At 65.1% G+C, this 22813-nt stretch carries 21 protein-coding genes and 1 tRNA gene; 8 read left to right on the plus strand and 14 right to left on the minus strand.

The annotated features are described in order from the left end of the window. Positions 1-58: 58 nt before the first annotated feature. Together ilvN and AKL02_RS13530 are read left to right on the plus strand one after the other, a co-directional pair. Positions 59-619, plus strand: a complete 561-nt coding sequence (gene ilvN, locus AKL02_RS13525) for an acetolactate synthase small subunit (protein WP_075775634.1) — start codon at positions 59-61, stop codon at positions 617-619. Between the two features lie 11 nt (positions 620-630). Continuing rightward, positions 631-1614: a glycosyltransferase family 2 protein gene (locus AKL02_RS13530; RefSeq protein ID WP_083078120.1), complete on the plus strand. Its 984-nt coding sequence runs from the start codon at positions 631-633 to the stop codon at positions 1612-1614. Here AKL02_RS13530 and AKL02_RS13535 read toward each other — a convergent pair. The 6 genes from AKL02_RS13535 to AKL02_RS13560 form a co-directional block, all read right to left on the minus strand. Continuing rightward, complete coding sequence (locus tag AKL02_RS13535; RefSeq protein ID WP_083078121.1) at positions 1611-2816, minus strand: glycosyltransferase family 4 protein; 1206 nt, start codon at positions 2814-2816, stop codon at positions 1611-1613. The genes AKL02_RS13530 and AKL02_RS13535 overlap by 4 nt on opposite strands. After that, the gene (locus AKL02_RS13540; RefSeq protein WP_083078122.1) at positions 2813-4231 is read right to left on the minus strand and encodes an O-antigen ligase family protein; all 1419 of its coding nucleotides are present in this window, start codon (positions 4229-4231) and stop codon (positions 2813-2815) included. Before AKL02_RS13540 ends, AKL02_RS13535 begins: the two co-directional genes overlap by 4 nt. Next, positions 4228-6369 carry a right-handed parallel beta-helix repeat-containing protein gene (locus AKL02_RS13545; protein WP_083078123.1) on the minus strand — a complete coding sequence of 714 codons (2142 nt, stop codon included), beginning with the start codon at positions 6367-6369 and terminating at the stop codon, positions 4228-4230. Before AKL02_RS13545 ends, AKL02_RS13540 begins: the two co-directional genes overlap by 4 nt. Before the next feature lie 133 nt (positions 6370-6502). Next, positions 6503-7363 (minus strand): glycosyltransferase family 2 protein, encoded by an 861-nt coding sequence (locus tag AKL02_RS13550; RefSeq protein ID WP_083078124.1) that lies wholly within the window; start codon positions 7361-7363, stop codon positions 6503-6505. Further along, positions 7363-8526 (minus strand): polysaccharide pyruvyl transferase family protein, encoded by a 1164-nt coding sequence (locus AKL02_RS13555; RefSeq protein ID WP_083078125.1) that lies wholly within the window; start codon positions 8524-8526, stop codon positions 7363-7365. Before AKL02_RS13555 ends, AKL02_RS13550 begins: the two co-directional genes overlap by 1 nt. Next, a complete protein-coding gene (locus tag AKL02_RS13560; protein WP_083078126.1) occupies positions 8523-9761 on the minus strand; it encodes a Coenzyme F420 hydrogenase/dehydrogenase, beta subunit C-terminal domain in 1239 nt (412 codons plus the stop codon). Before AKL02_RS13560 ends, AKL02_RS13555 begins: the two co-directional genes overlap by 4 nt. A gap of 198 nt (positions 9762-9959) precedes the next feature. Between AKL02_RS13560 and AKL02_RS13565 the strand changes: the two genes are divergently transcribed. The 3 genes from AKL02_RS13565 (at position 9960) to AKL02_RS13575 (ending at position 12904) form a co-directional block, all read left to right on the plus strand. Next, positions 9960-11351, plus strand: a complete 1392-nt coding sequence (locus AKL02_RS13565) for an oligosaccharide flippase family protein (RefSeq protein WP_083078127.1) — start codon at positions 9960-9962, stop codon at positions 11349-11351. Between the two features lie 74 nt (positions 11352-11425). Then, positions 11426-12451: an SH3 domain-containing protein gene (locus AKL02_RS13570; RefSeq protein WP_165756986.1), complete on the plus strand. Its 1026-nt coding sequence runs from the start codon at positions 11426-11428 to the stop codon at positions 12449-12451. Positions 12452-12484: 33 nt separating this feature from the next. Further along, entirely contained in the window at positions 12485-12904 is a 420-nt protein-coding gene (locus AKL02_RS13575; protein WP_083078129.1) for a hypothetical protein, read from the plus strand. A 6-nt stretch (positions 12905-12910) separates the two neighbouring features. On the opposite strand, the gene AKL02_RS13580 is transcribed toward AKL02_RS13575, so the two are convergent. The 8 genes from AKL02_RS13580 to pdxH all read right to left on the minus strand — a co-directional run bounded on the left by AKL02_RS13580 (position 12911) and on the right by pdxH (position 20688). Continuing rightward, a complete protein-coding gene (locus AKL02_RS13580) occupies positions 12911-13252 on the minus strand; it encodes a zinc ribbon domain-containing protein YjdM (protein ID WP_075775641.1) in 342 nt (113 codons plus the stop codon). A gap of 102 nt (positions 13253-13354) precedes the next feature. Further along, the gene (locus tag AKL02_RS13585) at positions 13355-13969 is read right to left on the minus strand and encodes an HD domain-containing protein (protein WP_232621621.1); all 615 of its coding nucleotides are present in this window, start codon (positions 13967-13969) and stop codon (positions 13355-13357) included. A gap of 265 nt (positions 13970-14234) precedes the next feature. Further along, positions 14235-14480 (minus strand): hypothetical protein, encoded by a 246-nt coding sequence (locus AKL02_RS13590; protein ID WP_078601734.1) that lies wholly within the window; start codon positions 14478-14480, stop codon positions 14235-14237. A gap of 148 nt (positions 14481-14628) precedes the next feature. Further along, on the minus strand, positions 14629-18288 hold the full coding sequence (locus tag AKL02_RS13595) for a vitamin B12-dependent ribonucleotide reductase (protein ID WP_083078130.1): 3660 nt from the start codon (positions 18286-18288) through the stop codon (positions 14629-14631). 524 nt (positions 18289-18812) lie between these two features. Continuing rightward, positions 18813-18889, minus strand: a tRNA-Pro gene (locus AKL02_RS13600). A gap of 40 nt (positions 18890-18929) precedes the next feature. Then, a complete protein-coding gene (locus AKL02_RS13605) occupies positions 18930-19421 on the minus strand; it encodes a DUF192 domain-containing protein (RefSeq protein ID WP_083078131.1) in 492 nt (163 codons plus the stop codon). Beyond that, on the minus strand, positions 19391-19927 hold the full coding sequence (locus tag AKL02_RS13610; RefSeq protein WP_078520559.1) for a cold-shock protein: 537 nt from the start codon (positions 19925-19927) through the stop codon (positions 19391-19393). The genes AKL02_RS13605 and AKL02_RS13610 overlap by 31 nt, the downstream gene beginning before the upstream one ends. A 137-nt stretch (positions 19928-20064) precedes the next feature. Then, complete coding sequence (gene pdxH, locus AKL02_RS13615) at positions 20065-20688, minus strand: pyridoxamine 5'-phosphate oxidase (protein WP_083078207.1); 624 nt, start codon at positions 20686-20688, stop codon at positions 20065-20067. 164 nt (positions 20689-20852) lie between these two features. Between pdxH and fabI the strand changes: the two genes are divergently transcribed. Genes fabI through gpt form a run of 3 tightly spaced genes read left to right on the plus strand, consistent with a single transcriptional unit; the run spans position 20853 to position 22811 of the window. Next, positions 20853-21674: an enoyl-ACP reductase FabI gene (gene fabI, locus AKL02_RS13620; protein WP_078520117.1), complete on the plus strand. Its 822-nt coding sequence runs from the start codon at positions 20853-20855 to the stop codon at positions 21672-21674. Position 21675: 1 nt separating this feature from the next. Beyond that, entirely contained in the window at positions 21676-22293 is a 618-nt protein-coding gene (locus tag AKL02_RS13625; RefSeq protein ID WP_083078132.1) for a LysE family translocator, read from the plus strand. A gap of 11 nt (positions 22294-22304) precedes the next feature. Continuing rightward, the gene (gene gpt / locus AKL02_RS13630) at positions 22305-22811 is read left to right on the plus strand and encodes a xanthine phosphoribosyltransferase (protein ID WP_075775650.1); all 507 of its coding nucleotides are present in this window, start codon (positions 22305-22307) and stop codon (positions 22809-22811) included. The last annotated feature ends 2 nt before the right edge of the window (positions 22812-22813 follow it).

The raw sequence follows: 22813 nt of genomic DNA on the forward strand, positions 1-22813 counted from the left end.
CCCGGGATATTTGGACCAAGCCGAAGATCGGGTCCGAACTAGGAAAAGGAGAGAGGCAATGGCCGCTCTGAAGATCAAGAAAGGCTCCTCGAGCCATTCCGCTTACGACCTGCGCGACAGCCACGACCAGATTGAGCGTAGCCATACGCTCGCCGTGATCGTGGATAACGAGGCGGGGGTTCTGGCCCGCGTCATCGGGCTGTTCTCGGGCCGCGGCTACAACATCGACAGCCTGACCGTGGCCGAGGTGGACCATAAGGGCCATCGCAGCCGGATCACCGTCGTCACCCGCGGCACCGAGAACGTGATCGACCAGATCAAGGCGCAGCTGGGCCGCATCGTGCCGGTTCACGAAGTGAAGGACCTCACCGTCGAGGGCTACCCGGTCGAGCGCGAACTGGCGCTGATCAAGGTCGCGGGCACCGGCGACAAGCGCATCGAGGCGCTGCGTCTGGCCGAGATCTTCCGCGCCAATGTTGTCGACTCGACGCTGGAGAGCTTTGTCTTCGAGATCACCGGCACGCCGGAGAAGATCGACGCTTTCGCCGATCTGATGCGCCCGCTGGGTCTGGCCGAGGTGGCCCGCACCGGGGTCGCGGCCCTCTCGCGCGGGGCCTGAGCCCGAGCGACATGGCCGAGCCGCATCCCGCCACCGATCCCGCTCTGGGTGTCGTCATCGTCACCTATCGGTCCTCGGACGTGATCGCGGCCTGCATCGCCTCGCTGCGTGCGGCGACCGGCGTGGCGCTGCATGTGGTGGTAGTCGACAATGCCTCGCCCGATGACACGGTCGAGGTGATCCGCGCAGCCGTCCCCGATCTGATGGGGGCTGCGGAGGCGGGTCAGGAAGGCATCGCTCTGATCGAAGCGGGGGCCAATGGCGGGTTTGCTGCGGGCGTCAATCTGGGCCTCGCACGGCTCGCGGCCAATCCCGCGCTCGACCGGTTCTGGCTGCTCAACCCCGATTGCGTCGTGCCGCCCGAGACGCCTGCGCTTCTCGTTTCGCATGATCCCGGACCGCGAGGTGCCGCGATGATCGCGCATCGGGTGGTCTATGGCGACGCGCCCGACACGATCCAGATCGACGGCGGGGTGATCGACCGGCGCACCGGGATCACCCATAACCTCAACCAGTTCGCCGCTGCCGACAGCCCTGCCCCGGACCCGTCCCGGATCGACTTCGTCACCGGCGCGAGCCTCGTCGCCACCCGCGCCCATCTCGAGCGTGCGGGGCCGATGACGGAAGATTATTTCCTTTACTACGAAGAGGTCGACTGGGCGCTGCGCCGGGGCGATCTGCCGATCTCCTATTGCGAAGGCGCGGTCGTCCATCACGTCGCGGGCACGGCGATCGGCTCGCAGCGGATGGGCTCGGTCGCCTCGCCGTTCTCGCAATATTTCAAGCATCGCGCACGAGCGATGTTCCTGCGTCGCCATTTCCCCGCCGGGCTGATCGGCGGCGCGGCGTGGTCGCTGGCGAAAGCCGCACAACTGCGCGCGCAAGGGCATGGGGCGGAAGCCGCAGCGCTCTTGTGGGGCTTCTTCGGGATGGCCCCGCCTGCGCCAGTTCTGGCCTCGCTCAGCCCCGATGCGCGAGCGAAGATAGGGCGTTAGCGACCCAGCGCGCGGGCATAGATCCCCGCCATAGCCTCGGCCTTAACCGGCCAGAGCCCTTCTCGCAGAACCTTCTCCTTGCCCGCAGCCCCAAGCCGGGCGCGCAGGTCGGGATCATCGGCGAGCCGTTCGATCGCCTCCGCGACATCGCGGGCCAGTGCCTCGGGCGTGGAGACCGGACATTTCAGCCCCGTCACGCCCTGCTCGACGATGCCGTCGGGCCCGCCGCGGGCCGCGGCGATCACCGGCAGGCCCCAGCGCATCGCCTCGTAAAGAACATTGCCCGCCGGTTCGCGCCAGCTCGGGAAGGCGAAGATGTCCGATTGGGCGTAGAGGCGTTCGACCTCCTCGCGCGGGATCGCCCCGCGGAAATCGCAACGACCTGCGATGCCGAGGCGCGCAGCCTCGGCCCGGCAGATCTCGATCTCCTCGCCTGCCCCGGCGCTGGTCAGATGCAACGCGCGGCGATCCTTCAACAGCCCCATCGCGCGGACCACGTCGCGCAAGCCCTTCGTGCGCACGCCGCGCCCGACGTGCAGCAGCCGGATTTGCCCGTCAGCCCGCGGGGCGCGCTCTGGCGCAGGCTCCTCGATCCCGAGTTCCAGGACATTCGCGTAGTCACGGATCGGCACCGGGGCGAGGTGGTCGCGGATATAAGGCGCGACGCCAAGCACCAGTGCGGCCTCGGCGTAGGAGCGCCGCAGGAACGGATCGAAGCGCAGCCGCAGATGATCGAGTGCGCGCAGCCGGGTATACCACTTCGCCGCCCCGCTTTCGGCGGCGAAGGCAGGCGGGGTCGAGAGCGCACCGCCAAGAGGACCGATCACGTAAGCCACACCCGCCCCGCGCAGAGGCGTTGCATAGCGCATCGCCTGCGGCATGATCTGATGCGCGATGTCGAACTCGCGCGCATTATCGCGCAGCCAGCGTCGCACATGGCGCGCGAAGATCGGCCAGTCGGGCTTGAGCATCGCGCGCAGACGCGGATTGCTGTCGAGTACCGTGGGGCGCGGCCATGTCACGACCCGCGCCTGCGGGAGCTGTTCGGAGATCGGCGAATGGCGCGGGCTCTGAAAGGTCGCGACCGTCAGATCGACCAGAGGGCTCAACGCCTCGGCCCATTTGAAGGCGACGAAAGCCTCACCGATGGCTTCTTTCGAGAGGGTCGGCGCGATCAGCAACACCCGTAGCCTGTCACTCATGCAAGACGCTCCTTGGGCGCGGCGAACCGGGTATAGCGGCTGCGCGCCGCGGACATGTCGGCAGGCCCGGCCTTGGTTTCAGGCGCCCGCTCCTGCGCATCGATCATCCACATCCCCGCGCCAAACATGAAAAAGACGAAGGCATACATTGCCCCCCAGACATGTACGGTGCACAGCGTGAAGGACATGCCGACGAAGGTGAACACCCAGGCACGGCGACAGACGAGCAGGCGGAAATCGCGGGTGAAATCACGCAGCATGACCTGGCTCAGCCCCAACGCATATCCGCCCGCGACCAGCAGGAAACCGGGGATGCCGTAGCGTACCGCCATCACCAACCAGAAATTGTCCATCGAACCCGAATACATCCACGAGGGCCGCACCCAGTCCTTAAGCCCCAGCCCGAAGATCGGGTTCGCCCAAACATTCCGCATCCCCCAATCGAAGATGATCGCGCGCCAATAAGCTGTGTGCGAAGAGAAGGTCGCATAGGACATGAACACCTTGATCGGCGAGCGGTTCGACAGCAGGTCGATCGTGACATAGGCCAGCGCAAAGAGCCCCACCAGAAGCCACCAGCGCCACTCGATCTTGCGGAAGGTCAGCGACCAGCCGATCAGTCCGATCTGCAGCAGCAGCGCCAGCAGCGCCCCCGAAGACAGCGCGAGCCCGCCGGAAAAGACGATGAAACCGCTCATCACCACGCGCCAGAACCGCGAGCGCAGGTTCTGGAATGCGACGAAGGCGAGCGGGAAGGCGCAAGAGGCGTAAAGGCCGAAATGGATCGGGTGATCGAATACCGCCTGCACCCGCTCCAGCCCGAAGCGCGGGTCGGGGTAGACCGGCCGGACCGAGGTGATACCGGGCAGTTTCGCGATCAGAGTCGGGATCAGCGGTGTCCCGGTCTTCGTCTCGTAGAGCGTGAAGGGCAACAGCAACACGAAAGACCAGATCAGCGCCTTGGCGAGCGCGATGAAATCCTCGCGCGAGCGGATGAAGGCCCGGCCCATCAGATAACCGCCCAGAAACTCGATCCCGACGGAGCCCGCCTGCTGGATCACGCGGTCGGGGTTGTTGACCGCCAGCGCGAGGGTCAGCGCGAGAAAATGGCCCAGAAACAGCCAGTCCACCCACAGGATGCGCCCGTATTTGCGCGTGAATAGCCCGATCAGAAGCGGTACGACCATCACCAGCATCACCAGCCGCAGCCCGGTCAGCGCGAGCGAGCCGAGATTGAAACTGACCGGGATCAGGATCGACAGCAGCATGATCAGGACCGGCAGCGGCAGTTTCGCTGTGGACAGCCCGTCCTCATTGCCGGGCGCATCCACGGGCCGGGAGGAGTGACCCGAGAGGACCTCGCGCGATCCGGCCGCAGCCGTTCGACCGATGGCACTGGCCCCCGCCCCGATCATCGCATCGCCCCGCTCACCGCCGGGCTGCTCGCTGTCAGATCAAGCGCCTCGATCTCGCCGTGGAAGCTGCCCTTGCCGAAGGGATTGCCCAGCGCGAGGCCCCAATATTCCATCGGCTTGAGCCGCCCCGACACGGTGCCCTTGCCGATCACCTCCTCGCCCGAAAGCACCTCGAACAGGCTATCCTCGGAGGAATAGCGGAAGGTGATGTCGTGCCACTTGCCGTCATAGATCGGGACGCGCTTGGTGCGCAGGAACAGCCGCTGCCCGCTCTCGGGCCAGAACTCGACCTCGAACGTGCCGCGCCCGGTCACCCGCACGATCAGCGACTGATGCAGGCGCAACAGCTCTCCGGCGGATTTGTAATCGCCCACCGCGCGCAGCTTCATATGCAGCGCGAAGCGGTCCGCCCCGTAGAGCGGCGCGACCATCTCGCGCGGGATCACCACGGCGCCGCCGCCCAACCCGAATTCCAGCGCACCGGGGCTGAGCGGGATCGCGTCGAGCGCCTCGGGCTGCGCCCCGGCATGCGAGATCACACGTCCCAGATCGGGGTCATAGCTAAGGATGCGGTCATCGCGGACCACGACATAGCCGCTGCTCTGCGCGCTCCGCCCGTCGGGCAGCGTCAGAGACAGCGTCACCTTGTGCCGTCCCGGCATGCGGAAGCCCACCGGCACCTGTGCGCCGTCGAGGTTGGTCTGCCCGTCGATCTGCCAGCGATAGGCGACCTCGGCAGGGTCCACCCCCTCGGGCAGCACACTCTCGCGCGCGTCGAATTGCAGCGTGGTGCCGCCGCCTTCGCTGCGCGCGAACCGCATGACCGGCTGGAGCGCGTCCGGACCGCCGAGAATATCGAGCATCGGCGCGCCGATCCCGTTCCCGGCCAAGGCCCCACCCGGAAGATAGGCGTAATTCATGATCTCACGCGGCGCACCGGTGCGCGCGGCGACGAAGAGCTGGTCGTAATAGCTCGCCCGCTGCGGCGTGATGTCCTGGATCAGCAGGTTGTCGCGGAGCTTCCAATCGGGCTGCCCCGCCGGGCCTGCGATCTCGCTCACCGCATTGCGGGCGATCTCGACGGCGCGAGCGTCGCGCGCCACGCGGATCTGCGGGATCCAGAGAACCGGATCGCGTTTCTCGCCCTCGGAATAGACGTCATGGATGAGCGTGTTGTTAGCGATCTTCACGCCCTCCGCCTCGCCCACCGTGATCCCGTGCAGATGGGCGTTGATGATGACGTTCCCGCTGATCTCGACATTGCGGTAGAACATCTCCGCGCCCGCCTTGCCGCGATCGACCAGCTCGTTGCGCATCAGGATCGACTGGGTAAAGCCGCCCTCGCCGGAATTGAGCAGGTTGTTCGTGATCGCGATGTCGCGGCTGGGCCGTTCGGTGCCTGCGGTCCAGAACTGGATCATGTCGGCATGATCGCCCGAGGCGACGGCACGGCGAAAATCGTGAATGTGGTTGTTTGCGATCTCTGCGCGTTCGATCTGGGCGAAGTTCAGCCCGTCCATCCGCATGTCATGGATGTCGTTGGCGGCCACCACCAGATCGGTGCAGTCGGTGAAGATCGCGCCACGGTAAAAGCGACGAAACTCGGAGCGTTCGACCGTGATCCCGGTCGAGGCGCGTACTGCGAGGCCAAAGGCGGTGGGCAGCGGCCCCTGCTCGATCAGATCGGGATCGGCGGGGGCGAGGTCTCCGTCGAACAGCGCATTGCGGATCGTCAGATCGCGGGTGGTGAAGACCTGAAAGGGGCGGATATTGGACCGGTCGCCCTCGGTGTAACGGTAATCGAAGGTCACGGCCTCGATGACGACATGGCTGACTTCCCGCAGGTTCATCTGCGCGATCACCGCCCGGTTGTCCGGATCGGCAGAGCGGAAGGTGATCGGCGCACCCTCGCGCCCCGTCAGCCCCCGCAGATCGAGCGCGTCATAGTCGCCTGGCGCGATCAGAACCGTGTCGCCCGGCTCCAGCTTCGCCCCGACCCGCGCCAGCCCGGCCGTATCCGAGACCTGCCAGTCGCGCGCCAGTGCGGGCAGCGCCCCGAGTACGAGAAGACCGACGGCCAAAAGCCCACGCCGTCCGACGCGGGCTGCATGCCTCGTGGTGAATGCGATCTGCTCCATCGCTGCCTGCCTGTTCCGGGCCGCTTTTTGCGGCTCTGATATCTTGACGTCACGCTAGCGTGAGGAAGATCGACGCGGCAAGCGCTTTAACCCAGATTAAACTTTGCACATTGCCATTGTGGCCTTCGCGCCGCTAAAGCCGCCCGAAAACCGCCTGCCGCAGCATCCAGCCCATCCGCGCGAGCCGCAGTCTCGCGAGCGTCGCCACGGCGCGCCACCGCTCGGTCGCGTCGCGCAGCTCTGGATGGCGCAGCACCTTCGGCAGATGAGCGAGGATCGAGACGGGCATCAAGAGCGCCTTCGCCCCCCAGCGCAGCCGCGCGGGCAGGTTTGATCCATTCACGCCGAAGCCTTCCTCGGTGAGCCGGCGCCATTTGCGCGACAGCGCCGCCCAGTCCTGCCGCGATGGATGGCCCACGCGCAGCCCGTCGGCATAGATCAGCGAATAGCCCTTCGCGGTCGCCCGACGGCACCAGTCGAGATCCTCCGACAGCCCCGCGATGAAGGGGCCGGTGGCCTCGTAGACATCGCGCCGGGTCAGCAGGTTCCCGGTGCCGGAGAACCCTTTTTCCTCGATATAGCGGCGAAAATCGAAGGCGAAGACAGTCTCGAACGCCTCCGCGCCGGATCGGGGCGGCGGAGTCTCATCGAAGACGAAGACATGGCCGCCGACCAGATCGCCCTGCCCGGCCACGGCGAAGGCGGTCGCGATCCAATCGGGATCGGCCACGCAGTCGCTGTCGATGAAGAACAGCCGCGCCGCCGTCGTCTCCGCCACCCCACGATTGCGCGCCTCTGCCGCACCTTTCTTGGTCTCGATCACGATCCGAAGGTCGGGATAGGCCGCGCGGAGGGGGGCCAGATCGTCGGTCGAGCCATTGTCGACCACCAGCAGCTCGCAACGCGCATCCAGTTGCGGCGCAAGCGTCTCGAGGCAGCGCATGAGCCGCGTGACGTCGTTGTAATGCGGGATGATGATCGCGGCCTCGGCCATCACAGCGCCTTCATCAAGTTTAACAACGCCGCGTCATAGGCGGCGAGCCGGTCGATTCCGCGCGCAAGTGCCGCCTTCGCCTCTGCCGCGAGGCTGTCGCGATCAGCGAACCCTTGCTCCAGCGCCGCCATCCCCGCATCCGCATCCGCCTTGGTCGCATCGACCGTGTGGTCGTAGCCAAGCGCGCCGAACAGCCCCGCAAACTTGCGGCTATAGGCGAGCGGCACCACAGCGACACCGGACGAGAACGCCGCGATACAGGCATGCATCCGCGCCCCGGTGAAGAAATCGAGCCCCGCGATATAGCTCTTCGCCTCGGACGGGCTTGCGAAGGCAGGCGCGCAGATCACGTCATGCTCGGCGGCCAGCGCCTCACAGGCGTGCAGGTCATCCTCGATCACCATCGGGCCTTCGGGCACGATCACATGCGGCACCAGATGGACCTCGGCCCCCTGCCCCTTGAACCAGTCGATCGTGCGCGCGATCAGCGCGGGATAATTCAGCGCCATCCCGAAATCATTGCCCCCGTGATAGCCCCCCGCCATCAACAGCCCCGAGACGTTGATCCCGACGCGCACCGGCCCAGCGTCGCGCGGCGCGGGCGGCTCATAGGGCAGCCGCAGCGCCAGATCGGAGGCCAGAACCGGTGCGCCGCGATAGCCCAGATCGTCCAGCGCTGCGCGCGAGCGTTCGTCGCGCACCGCCACCAAAGCCGAGCGGTTGAGGCTCATCCGCGCCAGCCGCATCGACCAGCCCTTGGTGAAGGGCCCCACGGTCTGCGGCGCGACCACCAAAGGCGTGCCCGCGAGATGTGTGGCGAACTTCATCCAGAACATCTTCACCAGTCGCGAGGCCCCGTAGATATCGGCGAAACTGTCACCGCCGCCAATGTCGATCACCAGATCAGCGGCCTTAACTTCGGCCCACAACCCTTTGGGAGATTTCAGAAATGCGCCATCCACCTCGATCAGTCGCAAGTCGTCGCCTGCCACATAAGGCGCGCGCCGGTCCTTCCAGTCGAGCACGGTGATCGCGATCTCGCGTCCCGCTTTGGCGGCAAGATCGCGCAGAAGGGCGATCTCCGACACGGTCAGCGCGCCGACGCCAAGATTGTCCGAGCGCGTCGAGTGGAAGATCAGGCAGACGCGCAGCATGCGGCTCATTTTCGGCCCCGCAACACACGTCGAACTGTGCCTGCGAAATTGCGCAGGTTCCGCGTGACCGGGTTCTGCAATGCGCAGGCGCGCAGGTTCATCCCCTCGTAGCGCGGGATCGGGCGGGCCATCAGTTTGAGCGCCGCGAGACGCGCGAAAAGGGCGCGGCGACGTTCGCGCTGGCCGGGCTGAATCGCGGCCAGTTCCGCCACATCGAACGGCGCGGTCTCGACCGCCTCCGCCGCCTCGGCCTCCCTCAGAATTTCCGCGCCGAGCCGCGTGCGCGCCACGATCAGGCTGTGCCCCGGCGCCTCCTCGAACAGCGGATAGCCCGCATCGTCGGCCTCCCACGCATCGGCGCAGACCAGATCGGCGGCGACGCCGGTGCCATCGGCGCAAATCTTGCAGCGGTGCTGGATGTGGCGCGACAGCACCCCGCCCCAGGCCGCGTGATAGCTCGTCACGCGGGTGGAGCCATCGTGCAGCGCGGCCACCGTCTTGCCCGGCCAGCCATTGCCGCGATAGCGGAAGGCCGTCAATTGATCCTCCGGCGCGCCCATTTCCGCCAGCAATTCCCGCGCGCCCTCCGCGCTGGGAACGCCCGCGCAGAAGAAGGACAGGATCACCGGGAAACTCCGCGCGAGTTTCGGGTCGCGCGCGACCAGCGCCCGCAAAGCCACCGCATCGCAAGGCTTGCCGATCACCGCGAAGCGCCGCCCATCCGCGATCAGCGACGACAGATCGGCCAGCGGGGCCGAAGGCGCATAGCGCGAGCCCGCCGCCCCCAGAACCTCGTCGCGCGTGGTGCTCAGCCGCATCCGGTTGCCGATCGGGTTGTCGGGGTCGGGCTCGATCTGCGCTATGGCATCGACGCGACCCGATTGCAGCAGATGCAGCGCCAGCGCCGAGAGCGCCCCGCCCGAGGCCCCCGCATGGCGCAGGTCCGCGTCGGTGGCGTGACCGCTCTTCATCTCCATGAACCGCCCCCAGAGCGGCTCCTCTCCGGGCGCGACGCGCTGCGCGCTCTGGCCCAAGCCCGGGCAGCAGGCGGCAATCGCGGTCTCCGCTCGCGCGCTGATCTCGGCGCTTTGCACCGGGCGCAGGAAGCCGCGCGCATCGGGCGCCATCGCGATCTCCTGCGGCGCGACCCCGGCACACAGCCCGCAGCCCGCGCAGAGATCGCCCGCCGCGACGTGGGCGAGCGCCTCGCTCGAAGGCGTCGAAATGGGGCTGTGATGGGTCATGCTCGGCCGATCTGGTTTTTCAAGGAGTTGAACAGCAAAGCCGTGAATCTGGCAAGGCTTGGCTGGGTCGGTCGCCGCGCGTGACGTGGCCGTCAAGCCACAGCCGTCACAGCGCGCTTGACCCGACGGCCCCTCGGGCGGGATTATGGGCGCAAAACATGCGCGGGCGGCCAAACCCCGCGCCATATCGGACAGTACATGCTTCGCACCGCGATCCTCATCCTCAGCGGGAACGCCGCCACCTCGGCGCTGATGCTCGCGCGCAATCTACTGATCGCGCGGCTGATCCCGGTCGCCGATTACGGCGTGGCCGCAACCTTCGCGATGGTGATGGCGGTGATCGAGATGGGCTCGACGCTGGGGCTGCAGCAGCAGATCGTGCAGTCAAAGCGCGGCGACGACCCCGCGTTTCAGGCAGCACTGCAAGGCTTTCAAATGCTGCGCGGCGTGATCGCGGCGGCTGCGCTGTTCGTGCTGGCCGGGCCGATCGCCGACTTCCTCGATATCCCAGAGGCCGCACCGGCCTATCGTTGGCTCGCGCTGGTGCCGCTCCTGACGGCGGCGCAGCATTTCGACATCCACCGCGCCCAGCGCAGGGGTCACTATCGCCCGATGCTGCTGACGGGGGCGCTGCCCGCACTGGCCGCGCTTATCGCGATCTGGCCGCTCTCGCGCCTCTTCGACGACTGGCAGGTGGCGCTTTGGGCGATCCTGCTGCACGCGGCCCTCGGCGTTCTGGTCTCGCACCTGATGGCCGAACGCCGCTACCGCCTGCGCCTCGACCGCACCGAGATGCGCGCGAACCTGCGTTTCGGCGCGCCGCTTCTGGCCAATGCGGCCCTGATGTATCTGGTCTTTCAGGGCGACAAGATCATCGTCGGGCGACTGGCGGGGATGGAGGCGCTGGCGATCTTCGCGATGGGCATGACGCTGACGCTGACACCCACGCTGATCGGCGCGAAATCGGTGCAGAACCTCTTTCTGCCGAAACTCTCGGCCGCGCATGGCCGTGCGGACGCCGTCGCGCATCGCCAGCTTGCCGGGGCGACCTTCGAAGGGATGTTCCTCTCCGGATCGATCCTGCTGCTGGGCACGGTCCTGATCGGACCGCTCGTCGTCACGGCCCTTCTGGGGGCGAAATATGCAAGCCTCCTGCCGCTCCTGATCCCCTTCGCGCTGATGAATGCGCTCCGCGCGATCAAGAACGGGCCGAGCACGGTCGCGCTCTCGGCGGGGCAGACCGATAACGGCTTTTGGGGGAACCTGCCCCGGATCGCGGTGCTCCCTCTGAGCTATTGGGCGCTGATTGAGACCGGCTCGGTCGTGCCGGTGATCTGGCTCGGGGTCGCGGGCGAGGCGATCGGTCTTGGCGTGGCGCTCTGGCGGCTGTCGCAGGTCATGGCGCTGCCTCAGGTTGGCCGCGCCGCGCTGACGACCGCACTCGTGCTGGTCGCGATCCCGCTTATCACACTTGCAACGCCCGACACGCTGGTGATCTGGCCGATCGCGCTGATCCTGAGCGCGGTGCAACTTGCCGCCCTGCCCCATCTGCGGGCCTATTTCGGACGCCCGCAGATCGGCACTGCCTGACCCCGCGCCTCTGTACGATTTTCGTGCTACACTCCCCGATGACGCGCGCCATAAACCAAAGAGGGAGGATCGGTATGAACCGGTTTCTGGGTTATGTCTTCGTCGCGGCTTTGTCGTTCACCACACCTGTCCTTGCCGAGGAGATGCGCGAGGTTCCGGTCTATTTCTCAGCCGGAGCGGATAACGCGGTTCTGAGCGACCGCATCAAGGGCTATGACAGCGTGATCTACACGATCGGCGCCGAGGCCGGACAGACGATCGATATCAAGCTGTCCACAAAGCACACCGCCACGTATTTCAACCTCTACGGTCCCGGGAGCGGCCCGGGCGATCAGGCGATCATGACCAGCCAGTTAACGCCCGAGCTGAACCACTACACAGGCACGCTGCCCAGTTCGGGGACCTACAAGATCTCGGTCTACATGATGCGCTCGGCGGCGCGGCGCGACGAGGTTGCGAATTTCGACATCCGGATCGGGATCACCGGGAAGACCGGCGCGATCGTGCAGGGCGATTATGCCGACGGGCTGCAGGGCGGGCCCGATTTCTGGCAGGTCCAGACCGGCGACATCAACGATCCGCTTAACCTGCGCGCGGGGCCCTCGACCGGGGCGGCGATCCTCGGGCGGTTCCCCGAGGGGGCGATCCTGCGCAACATGGGCTGCCGGATGGCTGAGGGTCAGCGCTGGTGCAAAGTCGCGGCGACCGAAGGGTCTCTGACCGGCTGGGTTGCCGGGCGCTACCTTCGTGAAGGCTCTGCCCCGCCGCCACGCGTGGCCGAACCCGAGACCCGCGATCAGCAGGTCCAGTTCGCCCCCGGCACGAGCGGCGCGGTGCTGAGATCGACCCTCGCCCCCGGAGCCGCGGTGAACTACCGGCTCGGTGCTCGGGAAAAGCAGTTCCTGACGGCGCAGCTCCAGACCGACTCGCCTGCGGTGCATTTCAACATCTTCACCCCGGACGGCGAGCTTCTCTACGAGAGCCGCGGCGGTAGGCGGGACTATCGCGGCCAGCTCTGGCTGAACGGCGAGAACCGGATCACGGTCTACAATATCGGCGACGCCCCGGCCCCCTTCACGATGATCGTCGGGATCGAGTGAACGCAGGCGGCGCCAAACGGGGAGGACAGTCCAATGACCAAGATGACGACACTCACACGCAGGGCCGCCACCGCGATCCTCGCGGGCGTGACCCTGATCGCGCTCGCAGCCTGCGTTCCCGAGCCACCCGACGGACGGCCAAGCCCGCTCGATGGGGACTGGGTCGGAAGGTACACCCCTCAGTCCATGCGTGTGATGGATCGCCCCTGCACACCGGGCTATGGCGGGATACGCATACAAGACGGCCGGGTTTCGGGCGAGGCTACCAACACCTACGGAGCCTCCTACAGGATTTCCGGGCATGTCGTCGGGGCCGACCGGATCGTCGGGAATTTCTACTTCCGGACGCGCTCTGTCGGCTCACTCAAGGGGCACCTCGTCAAGGGGCGCCTCGTGGGGAATTATGAAAACGTCGACGGATGCAGGGGCAGCTGGGTCGCCACCCGACAGTGAGCAGGCTTACTCGGAAACCTTTTTCACGAATTGCGACTTCAGCCCCATCTGACCGATGCCGGGCACCTTGCAGTCGATGTCGTGATCGCCATCCACGAGACGAATGCCGCGCACCTTGGTGCCGACCTTCACGACCGAGGAAGAGCCCTTCACCTTGAGGTCCTTGATCACCGTCACCGTGTCGCCATCGTTTAGCACGTTGCCGACCGCATCGCGCACCTCGGCGGGCGCATCCGCGTCACCCGAGGCCGACCATTCATGGCCGCATTCGGGACAGATCAGGAGGGCGTCCATCTCGTAGGTGAAGGACGAATTGCATTCGGGGCACGGGGGCAAGGTATCGCTCATGGGTCATGCCCTTAGTCTCACGCGCCTGTTATCGCCAGAAAAATCGTTCACCTGCGACAAAAAGCGAGATGCAACGGTGCGACCTGTGCGGCTCCAGCCCGCTCAGGCGGGATCGGGCAGGCCGTGAACCTCGCCCGCGCGCAGCACTTCAGGCGCATAGGCCTTGCGGGCAAACACCTCGCGGACATCCTCGACGAAGCTCTCCAGCGGGTCCATCGGATAGGCCGGATCGAAGCTCGACTGATCCCAGCGCTCGCAGAATTGCTCGCAGCTGTTGTAGCAGGGATGGTCCTTGAACTTCTGCCGCTCTTCCGGATCCCAGCCGTAGTGATGGCCGTAATAGGCGATCTGGAAGATGCCGTGATGCTCCACCACCCACGAGACCTCTTCGCGGACATAGGGGCGCAGGATTTCGGCGGCCATCCGGTCGTGGTTCTGGGGGGCGAGCCGGTCGCCGATATCGTGCAGCAGCGCCGCCACGATCCAGTCGAGATCCGCCCCATCGCGCCGCGCCCGCGTCGCCGCCTGAAGCCCATGTTCGAGCCGCGTGATCTGGTAGCCCGACAGCGTCTCCTCCGCCTGCGCGGCCAATTCGCGCAACAGCCGGTCCGCCGTGCCTGCAAGGAAGGGCTTTTCCAGCTCTTCGAGTAGTTCGTAATCCTCGCGGGTGCCGTCTTTCATCTGGGTGAAGGAGACTGTCGGTCCGGATGCGGGCATCTGCGGTCCTTCCGGTTGCGGGTTTCGATCCTCGGCCCCCTCGGGCCCCTGCGCATATCGTGACGCGAGGCCGCGCAAATGACCAGAGCCCGTCCCTGCCCTCTTCCCCAAGAAATAATGCGGCCCTCTCCGGGGGGTTGGAGAGGGCCAGTTTCGCCGATCAGGCTCATTCGTTGACCGCCCGAGCTTATCGTCGTTTTGCCTGGGCCTTCTCAGCGTCTGGGGCGAGCGCACCCGCCCCGGATCTCGTTATCGCGCGCGGCGCTCAGTGCAGCGCCATCTCGCGCGCGGTCATCAGCGTGACGGTCGTCGCGCTACCGGCCATGCGGATATCGGTCACGTCGAGCGCGTGGTGATCGAGGTCGCCGCCGAGGCAGGCGATCTCGATGCCGGTGAAGGTCGCGTCGATCAGCGAAGTCAGTTCCTCGCCCACCAGCTCGGCCTCGATGCCACCGGGAATCCGGCGCGTGGCTTTCGGGGTCACCTTCTTATTGCCGACGATCAGATCCAATTTCCGCTCCTTTTGCCGCCTTTGGCGGTCTTTCTGTCCCTCGGCCCGCCATGCGAATGGGCCCCAGTCGTCATGTCCCAGTCCCCGACACGCGGATCGCGTGTGGTCGTCGTCGGGGCCCCAGCCGCCAGACCGGAGCCCCTGTCCCTCAAGAGCAACCGCTGGTCGCCCCGCAGGTGTTGCACTTCATGCAGGTGCCGTTGCGCACCAGCGTATAGTTGCCGCAATCGCCGCAGGCCTCGCCCTCGTAGCCCTGCATCTTGGCCTTGGCGCGCGCATCCATCTGGACACCGCCAGAGGAGACCGCCGTGGAGCTGGAGGCACGGGCCTGCGCGCTTTGCGCGGGCATCTGCGAGGTCACGACGTCCACACCGCCCTGCAGCACCATCAGCTCTTGCGGCAGGCGCTTGCGCAGGTAACCGGTCGAGGAAATCTGACGCAGCACTTCGAGCGATTTCGACGCGTTCTCGGACATCGGCTCGACATTGCCATCGGCGCGCTTGCCCTCGTTTTCGCCGCCGCCCAGATCGTCGAAGCTGGTGCCCTGCGGCTTGATATGCGCAAGGTCGGTGCGGTCGAGATAGGACACGGCCAGTTCGCGGAACACGTAATCGAGGATCGAGGTCGCGTTCTTGATCGAGTCGTTGCCCTGAACCATGCCGGCGGGTTCGAACTTGGTGAAGGTGAAGGCGTCCACGAACTCCTCCAGCGGCACGCCGTATTGCAGGCCGACCGACACGGCGATCGCGAAGTTGTTCATCATCGCCCGGAAGCCAGCGCCTTCCTTGTGCATGTCGATGAAGATCTCGCCCAGCGTCCCGTCGTGGTATTCGCCGGTGCGCAGATAGACCTTGTGGCCGCCCACGACCGCCTTCTGGGTGTAGCCCTTGCGGCGCTCGGGAAGCTTCTCGCGGTGGCTGCGCACGATCTCCTTGACCAGCACCTTCTCGACGATCTTCTCGGCGAGCACGGCAGCTTTCTCCTGGGTCGAGCCGGTGGCGAGGATTTCCTCGGCCTCCTCGTCATCCTCGACCAGCGCGGCGGCCAACGGCTGCGACAGCTTGGAGCCGTCACGATAGAGAGCGTTCGCCTTGATGCCGAGCGACCAGCTGAGTTCATAGGCCGCTTTCACGTCTTCGATCGAGGCGTGGTTCGCCATGTTGATCGTCTTCGAGATCGCCCCCGAGATGAAGCTCTGCGCGGCGGCCATCATGTAGATGTGGCTGTCGACGCTGAGGTAGCGCTTGCCCTTCTTGCCGCAGGGATTGGCGCAGTCGAACACGCTCAGGTGCTCGTCCTTCAGATGCGGCGCCCCTTCCAGCGTCATCGTCCCGCAGACATGGTCGTTGGCGGCGTCGATCTGCTTCTTGGTAAAGCCGAGGTGACGCAGCATGTCGAAGGTCGGATCGTTCAGCTTCTCGGCCGGGATGCCCAGCGTCTGGGTGCAGAACTCCTCGCCCAGCGTCCACTGGTTGAAGACGAAGCGGATATCGAAGGCGGTCGGCAGCGCTGCCTCGACCTTCTCGATCTCGCGCGGGCCGAAGCCGTGGCCGATCAGCGCCGTGGTGTTGATGTCGGGGCAATTGCCAAGGCTGGCGTGACCCACCGCATAGGCGATGATCTCTTCGATCTGCGCCGAACCATAGCCCAGCGTCTCGAGCGCGCCCGGCACCGAGCGGTTGATGATCTTGAAGTAGCCGCCGCCTGCGAGCTTCTTGAACTTCACCAGCGCGAAGTCCGGCTCGATCCCGGTAGTGTCGCAATCCATCACGAGACCGATCGTCCCGGTCGGCGCGATCACCGACACCTGCGCGTTGCGGTAGCCGTGCTTCTCGCCCAGCGCCAGCGCCTCGTCCCAGGCTTGGGTGGCGAGCGCGATCAGGTCCTGATCGGGGCAGCCCTTCTGATCGAGCGCGACCGGCTTGGTCTCGAGGTTCTCGTAGCCGTCGGTCTTGCCGTAGGCCGCGTTGCGGTGGTTGCGGATGACGCGCAGCATGTGCTTGGCGTTCTTCTCGTAACCCGGGAAAGCGCCCAGCTCGCCCGCCATCTCGGCCGAAGTGGCGTAGGAGACACCGGTCATCACGGCGGTCAGCGCGCCACAGAGCGCCCGGCCTTCCTTGGAGTCGTAGCCCAGACCCATGTTCATCAGCAGGCCGCCGATATTGGCGTAGCCGAGGCCCAGCGTGCGGAAGTCGTAGCTGCGCTGCGCGATTTCCTTCGAGGGGAACTGCGCCATCAGCACCGAGATTTCCAGCGTCACGGTCCACAGGCGGGTGGCGTGCATGTAGCTTTCCGCGTCGAACTTGCCGTCCTTGTAGAAGGTCAGCAGGTTCATCGAAGCGAGGTTACACGCCGTGTCGTCGAGGAACATGTATTCCGAGCACGGGTTCGAGCCGCGGATCGCACCATCTTCGGGGCAGGTGTGCCATTCGTTGACCGTGTCGTGGAACTGGATGCCCGGATCGGCGCAGGCCCAGGCGGCGTGGCCGACCTGCTCCCACAGATCGCGCGCCTTCACGGTCTTGGCGACCTTACCGTCGGTGCGGCGGATCAGCTCCCAATCGGCATCGTCCTTCACCGCTTTCAGGAAAGCGTTGGTGACGCGCACCGAGTTGTTCGAGTTCTGGCCCGAGACCGAGACATAGGCTTCCGAGTCCCAGTCGGTGTCGTAGGTCGGGAATTCGATGCTGGCATAACCCTGCCGCGCATATTGCAGCACGCGGTTGATATAGGTCTCCGGGATCATCACGCGCTTGGCGGATTTGATCGCGTCTTTCAGCGCCTCGTTCTGGGTCGGATCGACCGAGGTCTCCGCCGAGCCGTCGAATTCGCGGATTGCGGTGAAGATGCCGTTCAGTTCACGCTCATGCAGCTTGGAGCCCGCGACCAGCGAGGCCACTTTCTGCTCTTCGATGACCTTCCAGTTGACGAATTCCTCGATATCGGGGTGATCCATGTCGCAGATCACCATCTTCGCCGCGCGGCGCGTGGTGCCGCCCGACTTGATCGCGCCCGCTGCGCGGTCGCCGATCTTCAGAAAGCCCATCAGGCCCGAGGATTTGCCGCCGCCCGAGAGGCTCTCGCCCTCGGCGCGCAGGCTCGAGAAATTGGTGCCGGTGCCCGAGCCGTATTTGAACAGGCGCGCCTCACGGACCCAGAGGTCCATGATCCCGCCCTCTTTCACCAGATCGTCGGAGACCGACTGAATGAAGCAGGCATGGGGCTGCGGATGCTCGTAGGCCGAGGTCGAGGAAGTCAGCTTGCCCGACTTGTGATCGACATAGAAGTGACCCTGACCGGGGCCGTCGATGCCGTAAGCCCAATGCAGGCCGGTGTTGAACCATTGCGGCGAATTCGGCGCTGCCATCTGTTCGGCCAGCATGAAGCGCATCTCGTCATAGTAAGCCTGCGCATCAGCTTCCGTGGAGAAGTAGCCGCCCTTCCAGCCCCAATAGCACCAGGCACCGGCGAGACGGTCGAACACTTGCTTGGCCGAGTTTTCACCGGTGTAGCGCGCCTCTTCGGGGAGCTGAGCAAGCGCCTCTTCATCGGGGACCGAGCGCCACAGGAATTCCGGCACGCCCTTCTCTTTGACCTTCTTCAGCGCCGCCGGAACGCCGGCCTTGCGAAAGTATTTCTGCGCGAGCACGTCGGACGCCACCTGGCTCCAGCGGCCGGGCACTTCGACCGACTCGTTTCGGAACACCACTTTCCCGTCAGGATTGCGAATCTCAGACGTGGTCGTCGTGAATTCCAGCGCGCCGTAAGCGCCGGTTTCGTCGGTGGTGAACTTCCGTTCGATCTTCATTGCCCTGTCCCCGTTTGCAGTCAGTCCAATCTGGTGCCGGCGGGAGCCGCAGAAGACAAAGAAGCCCGGGCCTCGCAGTCGACACCGCGAGGGCTGCGCGCCCCGGATTCGGGGGTGCAATGTCCGAAATCTGTCCCTTGGCCCTAGGCTCCACTACATCTGGTGGGTTAGCCTCCGACACCACACAACCTGCCGTAGGCGTACCGAGCCGTCAACGAAACTTTCACCTAGAGTCAGTCCATTTTTCAGTTGACCGGCCCCTAGGGAAGCGCGCTGCACGATTCCTCCACATTTGGTTAACTCATGGGCGCTGCATTGCAGCACCGATAAAGGCCAAATTTCATTGGAGATTCACGCGCGCTTACGGCTCATCTGGGAATTTCAATCCACAGAACGCAATATCTTGTGGATAGCCTCGCCGGGTTTGCGCAAAAAATGTGCAAAGGCGCGGAGCGTGTCGCTAGTGTCACAATCAAGCCCTGCCACTAGATATAGAGGGCCCGATTCCGGCGATTTCGAGGGGATGGTCGGGGCGGCGAGATTCGAACTCACGACCTTCTGTACCCAAAACAGACGCGCTACCAGGCTGCGCTACGCCCCGACGCCCTCTCCTTACAAAGAGGTTCGGCCCAAGGAAAGGGTCATTCGCAGGGAAATGCGGCCTGCGCTGGGTCAACGCTGGGATGCGCCAGCTGCGCCCCCGGTTCGATGCCGTAGCGCGCCGCCATCCCGGCATTGATCTCGAGCACGTAGCGCACCGGTGCGCCGGAGGGAATCGGGGTGTCGTCATTGGGCGTGGTATTGGCCGCAACCTTCACCACCTCGCCCGTCGGATCGATGAACACCATATCGAGCGGAAGCGGCGTGTCATGCATCCAGAAGGCAACCTCCCGCGCACGATCATAGATGAAGAGCATCCCTGCCCCTTCGTCCATCTCGCGCCGCCCCATCAGGCCCTGCGCGCGCTCGGCGCTGCTATCGGCAATCTCGACGGTGAAGCTGACCGGCTGGTTCCCGGTGCGCAGGATAGCGAGGTCATCGCGGCACTGCGCCCCTTCCGCCGCGGCGAGGCCCGGCGTTACGGCAAGGAAAAGCGCGGCGCTCAGCGCCCGGATTTCAAACCGGCATCCCATGCGAGGACCTGTGCCGCCATCCGGCCGCGCTTGCCTTCGATGACCCGCAGGCACACCGCTTCGCCGGGGGTCAGATCGGCAAAACCCGACCGGCGCAGAACTTCCATATGGATGAAGATGTCCTCGTCATTCTCGAAGACATTGGCAAAGCCGAAGCCCTTGGACTTTTCGAACCACTTCACCCGTGCAGGCTCAAGCGGCAGCGCCGCGATATCGTCGAACGTGTTGTCGCCCAGATCCTCGATCGGCGCGACGGGCTCGCCTTCCGGAGGAAGAATCTCCAAAACCTCGACCGCCTGCGCGCCGCGCGGGGTCAGCTGCATCTGGACGCGAATCCGCGCGTGATCGGCAATCGAGCCCTGACCGAAATTGCGCAGAACATTCGCATGAAGAAGGATGTCCGGCCCCCCTTCGCCATCGACGATGAAGCCGAACCCTTTGACAGGGTCGAACCATTTGACGGTGCCGGTCACCTCACGAAGCTCTGCCTCGGACTCCCCCAGCATATTCCATCCCGTTTGCATTCGCGGGCTTTCCTGTTCGCATTTCCTCCGCACGCCCTTCTGGAAATGCGGTGTTTAGGGGACACTTCAAGAGATTGCCCAAAGTTTCAAGACCCTATGCAATTCACGAAGCGCGAGTTTCAGGGGTTCAGGCGGGTTACAACCCACTGATCGGCAAGGGTTTGCCGGCTCCAGCGGAAGCGATCATGAAGGCGAAAAGAACCGTCCGCCCAGAATTCCAACTCCAACGGCTTGATTCTGAACCCTCCCCAAAACGGCGGTCGATCGGGATTCGCGCCGTGGCTCGCGGTGACCTTCGCGACCTCCGCCATCAAGGCGCTGCGTGAACTCAGTGGCTCACTTTGCCGTGAGGCCCAGGCGCCGAGACGCGATTTCAGCGAGCGCGACTTGTAGTAGGCATCAGCCTGCGGCCCCTCCTCGCGCTCAACCATACCGCGAACCCGAATCTGGCGGCGCAGCGATTTCCAATGCATCACGAAGGCGGCTTTTCCGGCGCTTTCGATCTCCTGCGCCTTCACCGATCCGTAGTTGGTGTAAAAGACGAAAGCCCCGCCGGAGGGCATGTCGCCCCCTTCGATTTCCTTGAGAAGAACCATACGCGCATTGGGCAACCCGTCCGGATCGACCGTCGCCAGGGCAATCGCATTGGGATCGTTGATCTCGGTGTCCGCGGCCTCGTCCAGCCATGTCTGCGCGATGGCAAAGGGATCGTCGCCTGCGAAAATTCCGGTTCTGTCACTCATACTCGCCTCCAGTCTCGCCGCCGCTTCGCACATCAGGCGCAACGCCCCGATCTGCAACACGATCCACACGATCATGCTTGACCGGAGGTCAGTAGCCTTGATGCGTCTCCACCTTTCGCCTAAAGCATTCGGACTTACCAGAGCGAAGCGGGGGAAAACCTGACATGTCAAACAACCTGATGGCAGGCAAACGCGGGCTGATTATGGGCCTTGCGAATGACAAATCCATCGCCTGGGGCATCGCCAAAGCCCTCGCGGACGCTGGCGCGGAGCTGGCTTTCTCGTTCCAGGGCGAGGCGCTGAAGAAGCGCGTGGGCCCGCTGGCCGAACAACTCGGCTCCGATATCCTCGTGGAATGCGACGTCGCCAGCGGCGACTCGATCCAGACGCTCTTCGAGACGCTGCGCACCCATTGGGACAGCATCGATTTCGTCGTCCATGCGATCGGCTTCTCCGACAAGTCGGAGCTGCGCGGACGCTACGTCGACACGTCGCGCGACAATTTCAAAACCACGATGGACATCTCGGTCTATTCCTTCACCGCCGTGTGCAAGGAAGCCGCCGCGATGATGAACGAGGGCGGTTCGCTGCTCACGCTCACCTATTACGGTGCCGAGCAGGTCATGCCGCATTACAACGTGATGGGCGTGGCGAAAGCGGCGCTGGAAGCCAGCGTGATGTATATCGCCGAGGATCTGGGCAAGGACGGCATCCGCTGCAACGCGATCTCCGCCGGCCCGATCAAGACGCTCGCCGCGAGCGGGATCGGTGATTTCCGCTACATCATGAAGTGGAACGAGCTGAACTCGCCGCTGCGCCGCAACGTGACGCAGGAAGAGGTCGGCAAGGCCGCGCTTTACCTGCTCTCCGATCTCGGTTCCGGCACCACCGGCGAGACGCTGCATGTCGACGCTGGCTATCACGTGGTGGGCATGAAAGCGGTCGACGCGCCCGATATCGACGTGGTCACCAAGCGGAAGGAATGAGATGACCCTCGCGGCCCTCACCGCGATCTATTTCGTGCATCTGGCCGCGGCGATGTCGCCGGGGCCAGCGGTGCTGCTGGCTGCGCGCACGGGTCTGCGCGAGGGCTTCGGTCGCGGCATCTGGCTCGCGCTCGGCATCGGCCTGGGCGCGGTGATCTGGGCGGCGGCGGCGCTGTTCGGCCTCGCCCTCGTTTTCAAGGTCGCCCCTGCCCTGCTGACCACGCTCAAGATCGCGGGCGCGGCCTATCTGCTCTGGCTCGCCTATAAGATGTGGCGCCATGCGGGCGACCCGATGGATGAAGAGATCCCCGACCTGCCGCGCACCCGCTCCATTCCCCGGCTGATCTGGCTCGGCATCTCGACCCAGCTCGCCAACCCCAAACCCGCCGTGTTCTTCGGCACTGTCTTTCTGACCTTCATCCCGCCGTCGGCGCCCGCCTGGGCCTATGTCGCGATCCTCGGCATCGTGATGTTCAACGATGCGGGATGGAACGTCATCGTCGCGCGGATCTTCTCGCTCGAGAAAACGCGCGCGGCCTATCTGAACCTGAAAACCGTGATCGAGCGCTGCTTTGGCGGCCTGCTGGCGCTGCTCGGTCTGAAACTCGCTCTGAGCTGAGGAGACCCCCGATGTCCGATCGTCTGCCGCATGAAAAAGGCTTCCATGTCAGCTGGGACCAAATCCACCGCGATGCCCGTGCGCTGGCATGGCGCCTCGACGGCAAGGGCCCGGGCGACGGCAGCTGGCGCGCCGTGGTGGGCATCACCCGTGGCGGCCTCGTTCCGGCGGCTATCGTCGCGCGCGAGCTCGACATCCGCACGGTCGATACGATCTCGGTCAAAAGCTACAACCATCAGGAACAGCGCGAAGCGCAGGTCATCAAGCCGACGCAAGAGAGCCTGATGGAAAACGGCGGCGAAGGCGTGCTGATCGTCGACGACCTCGTCGATACCGGCAACACGCTGAAGCTGGTGCGCGACCTCTTCCCGAAGGCGCAATTCGCCACCGTCTACGCCAAGCCGATGGGCGCGCCACTGGTCGATACCTTCATCACCGAGGTCAGCCAGGACACCTGGATCTTCTTCCCCTGGGACATGGCGCTGCAATATGTGCAGCCGTATCGCGGCACGGACTGATC

The organism is Thioclava electrotropha (assembly GCF_002085925.2).
Taxonomy (GTDB): Bacteria; Pseudomonadota; Alphaproteobacteria; order Rhodobacterales; family Rhodobacteraceae; genus Thioclava; species Thioclava electrotropha.

Excerpts from the sequence above, each read along its gene's own strand:
- ilvN (WP_075775634.1), top strand. The coding sequence starts at position 59 with ATGGCCGCTCTGAAGATCAAGAAAGGCTCCTCGAGCCATTCCGCTTAC.
- AKL02_RS13530 (WP_083078120.1), top strand. The coding sequence starts at position 631 with ATGGCCGAGCCGCATCCCGCCACCGATCCCGCTCTGGGTGTCGTCATC.
- AKL02_RS13535 (WP_083078121.1), bottom strand. The coding sequence starts at position 2,816 with ATGAGTGACAGGCTACGGGTGTTGCTGATCGCGCCGACCCTCTCGAAA.
- AKL02_RS13540 (WP_083078122.1), bottom strand. The coding sequence starts at position 4,231 with ATGATCGGGGCGGGGGCCAGTGCCATCGGTCGAACGGCTGCGGCCGGA.
- AKL02_RS13545 (WP_083078123.1), bottom strand. The coding sequence starts at position 6,369 with ATGGAGCAGATCGCATTCACCACGAGGCATGCAGCCCGCGTCGGACGG.
- AKL02_RS13550 (WP_083078124.1), bottom strand. The coding sequence starts at position 7,363 with ATGGCCGAGGCCGCGATCATCATCCCGCATTACAACGACGTCACGCGG.
- AKL02_RS13555 (WP_083078125.1), bottom strand. The coding sequence starts at position 8,526 with ATGAGCCGCATGCTGCGCGTCTGCCTGATCTTCCACTCGACGCGCTCG.
- AKL02_RS13560 (WP_083078126.1), bottom strand. The coding sequence starts at position 9,761 with ATGACCCATCACAGCCCCATTTCGACGCCTTCGAGCGAGGCGCTCGCC.
- AKL02_RS13565 (WP_083078127.1), top strand. The coding sequence starts at position 9,960 with ATGCTTCGCACCGCGATCCTCATCCTCAGCGGGAACGCCGCCACCTCG.
- AKL02_RS13570 (WP_165756986.1), top strand. The coding sequence starts at position 11,426 with ATGAACCGGTTTCTGGGTTATGTCTTCGTCGCGGCTTTGTCGTTCACC.
- AKL02_RS13575 (WP_083078129.1), top strand. The coding sequence starts at position 12,485 with ATGACCAAGATGACGACACTCACACGCAGGGCCGCCACCGCGATCCTC.
- AKL02_RS13580 (WP_075775641.1), bottom strand. The coding sequence starts at position 13,252 with ATGAGCGATACCTTGCCCCCGTGCCCCGAATGCAATTCGTCCTTCACC.
- AKL02_RS13585 (WP_232621621.1), bottom strand. The coding sequence starts at position 13,969 with ATGCCCGCATCCGGACCGACAGTCTCCTTCACCCAGATGAAAGACGGC.
- AKL02_RS13595 (WP_083078130.1), bottom strand. The coding sequence starts at position 18,288 with ATGAAGATCGAACGGAAGTTCACCACCGACGAAACCGGCGCTTACGGC.
- AKL02_RS13605 (WP_083078131.1), bottom strand. The coding sequence starts at position 19,421 with ATGGGATGCCGGTTTGAAATCCGGGCGCTGAGCGCCGCGCTTTTCCTT.
- AKL02_RS13610 (WP_078520559.1), bottom strand. The coding sequence starts at position 19,927 with ATGCTGGGGGAGTCCGAGGCAGAGCTTCGTGAGGTGACCGGCACCGTC.
- pdxH (WP_083078207.1), bottom strand. The coding sequence starts at position 20,688 with ATGAGTGACAGAACCGGAATTTTCGCAGGCGACGATCCCTTTGCCATC.
- fabI (WP_078520117.1), top strand. The coding sequence starts at position 20,853 with ATGTCAAACAACCTGATGGCAGGCAAACGCGGGCTGATTATGGGCCTT.
- AKL02_RS13625 (WP_083078132.1), top strand. The coding sequence starts at position 21,676 with ATGACCCTCGCGGCCCTCACCGCGATCTATTTCGTGCATCTGGCCGCG.
- gpt (WP_075775650.1), top strand. The coding sequence starts at position 22,305 with ATGTCCGATCGTCTGCCGCATGAAAAAGGCTTCCATGTCAGCTGGGAC.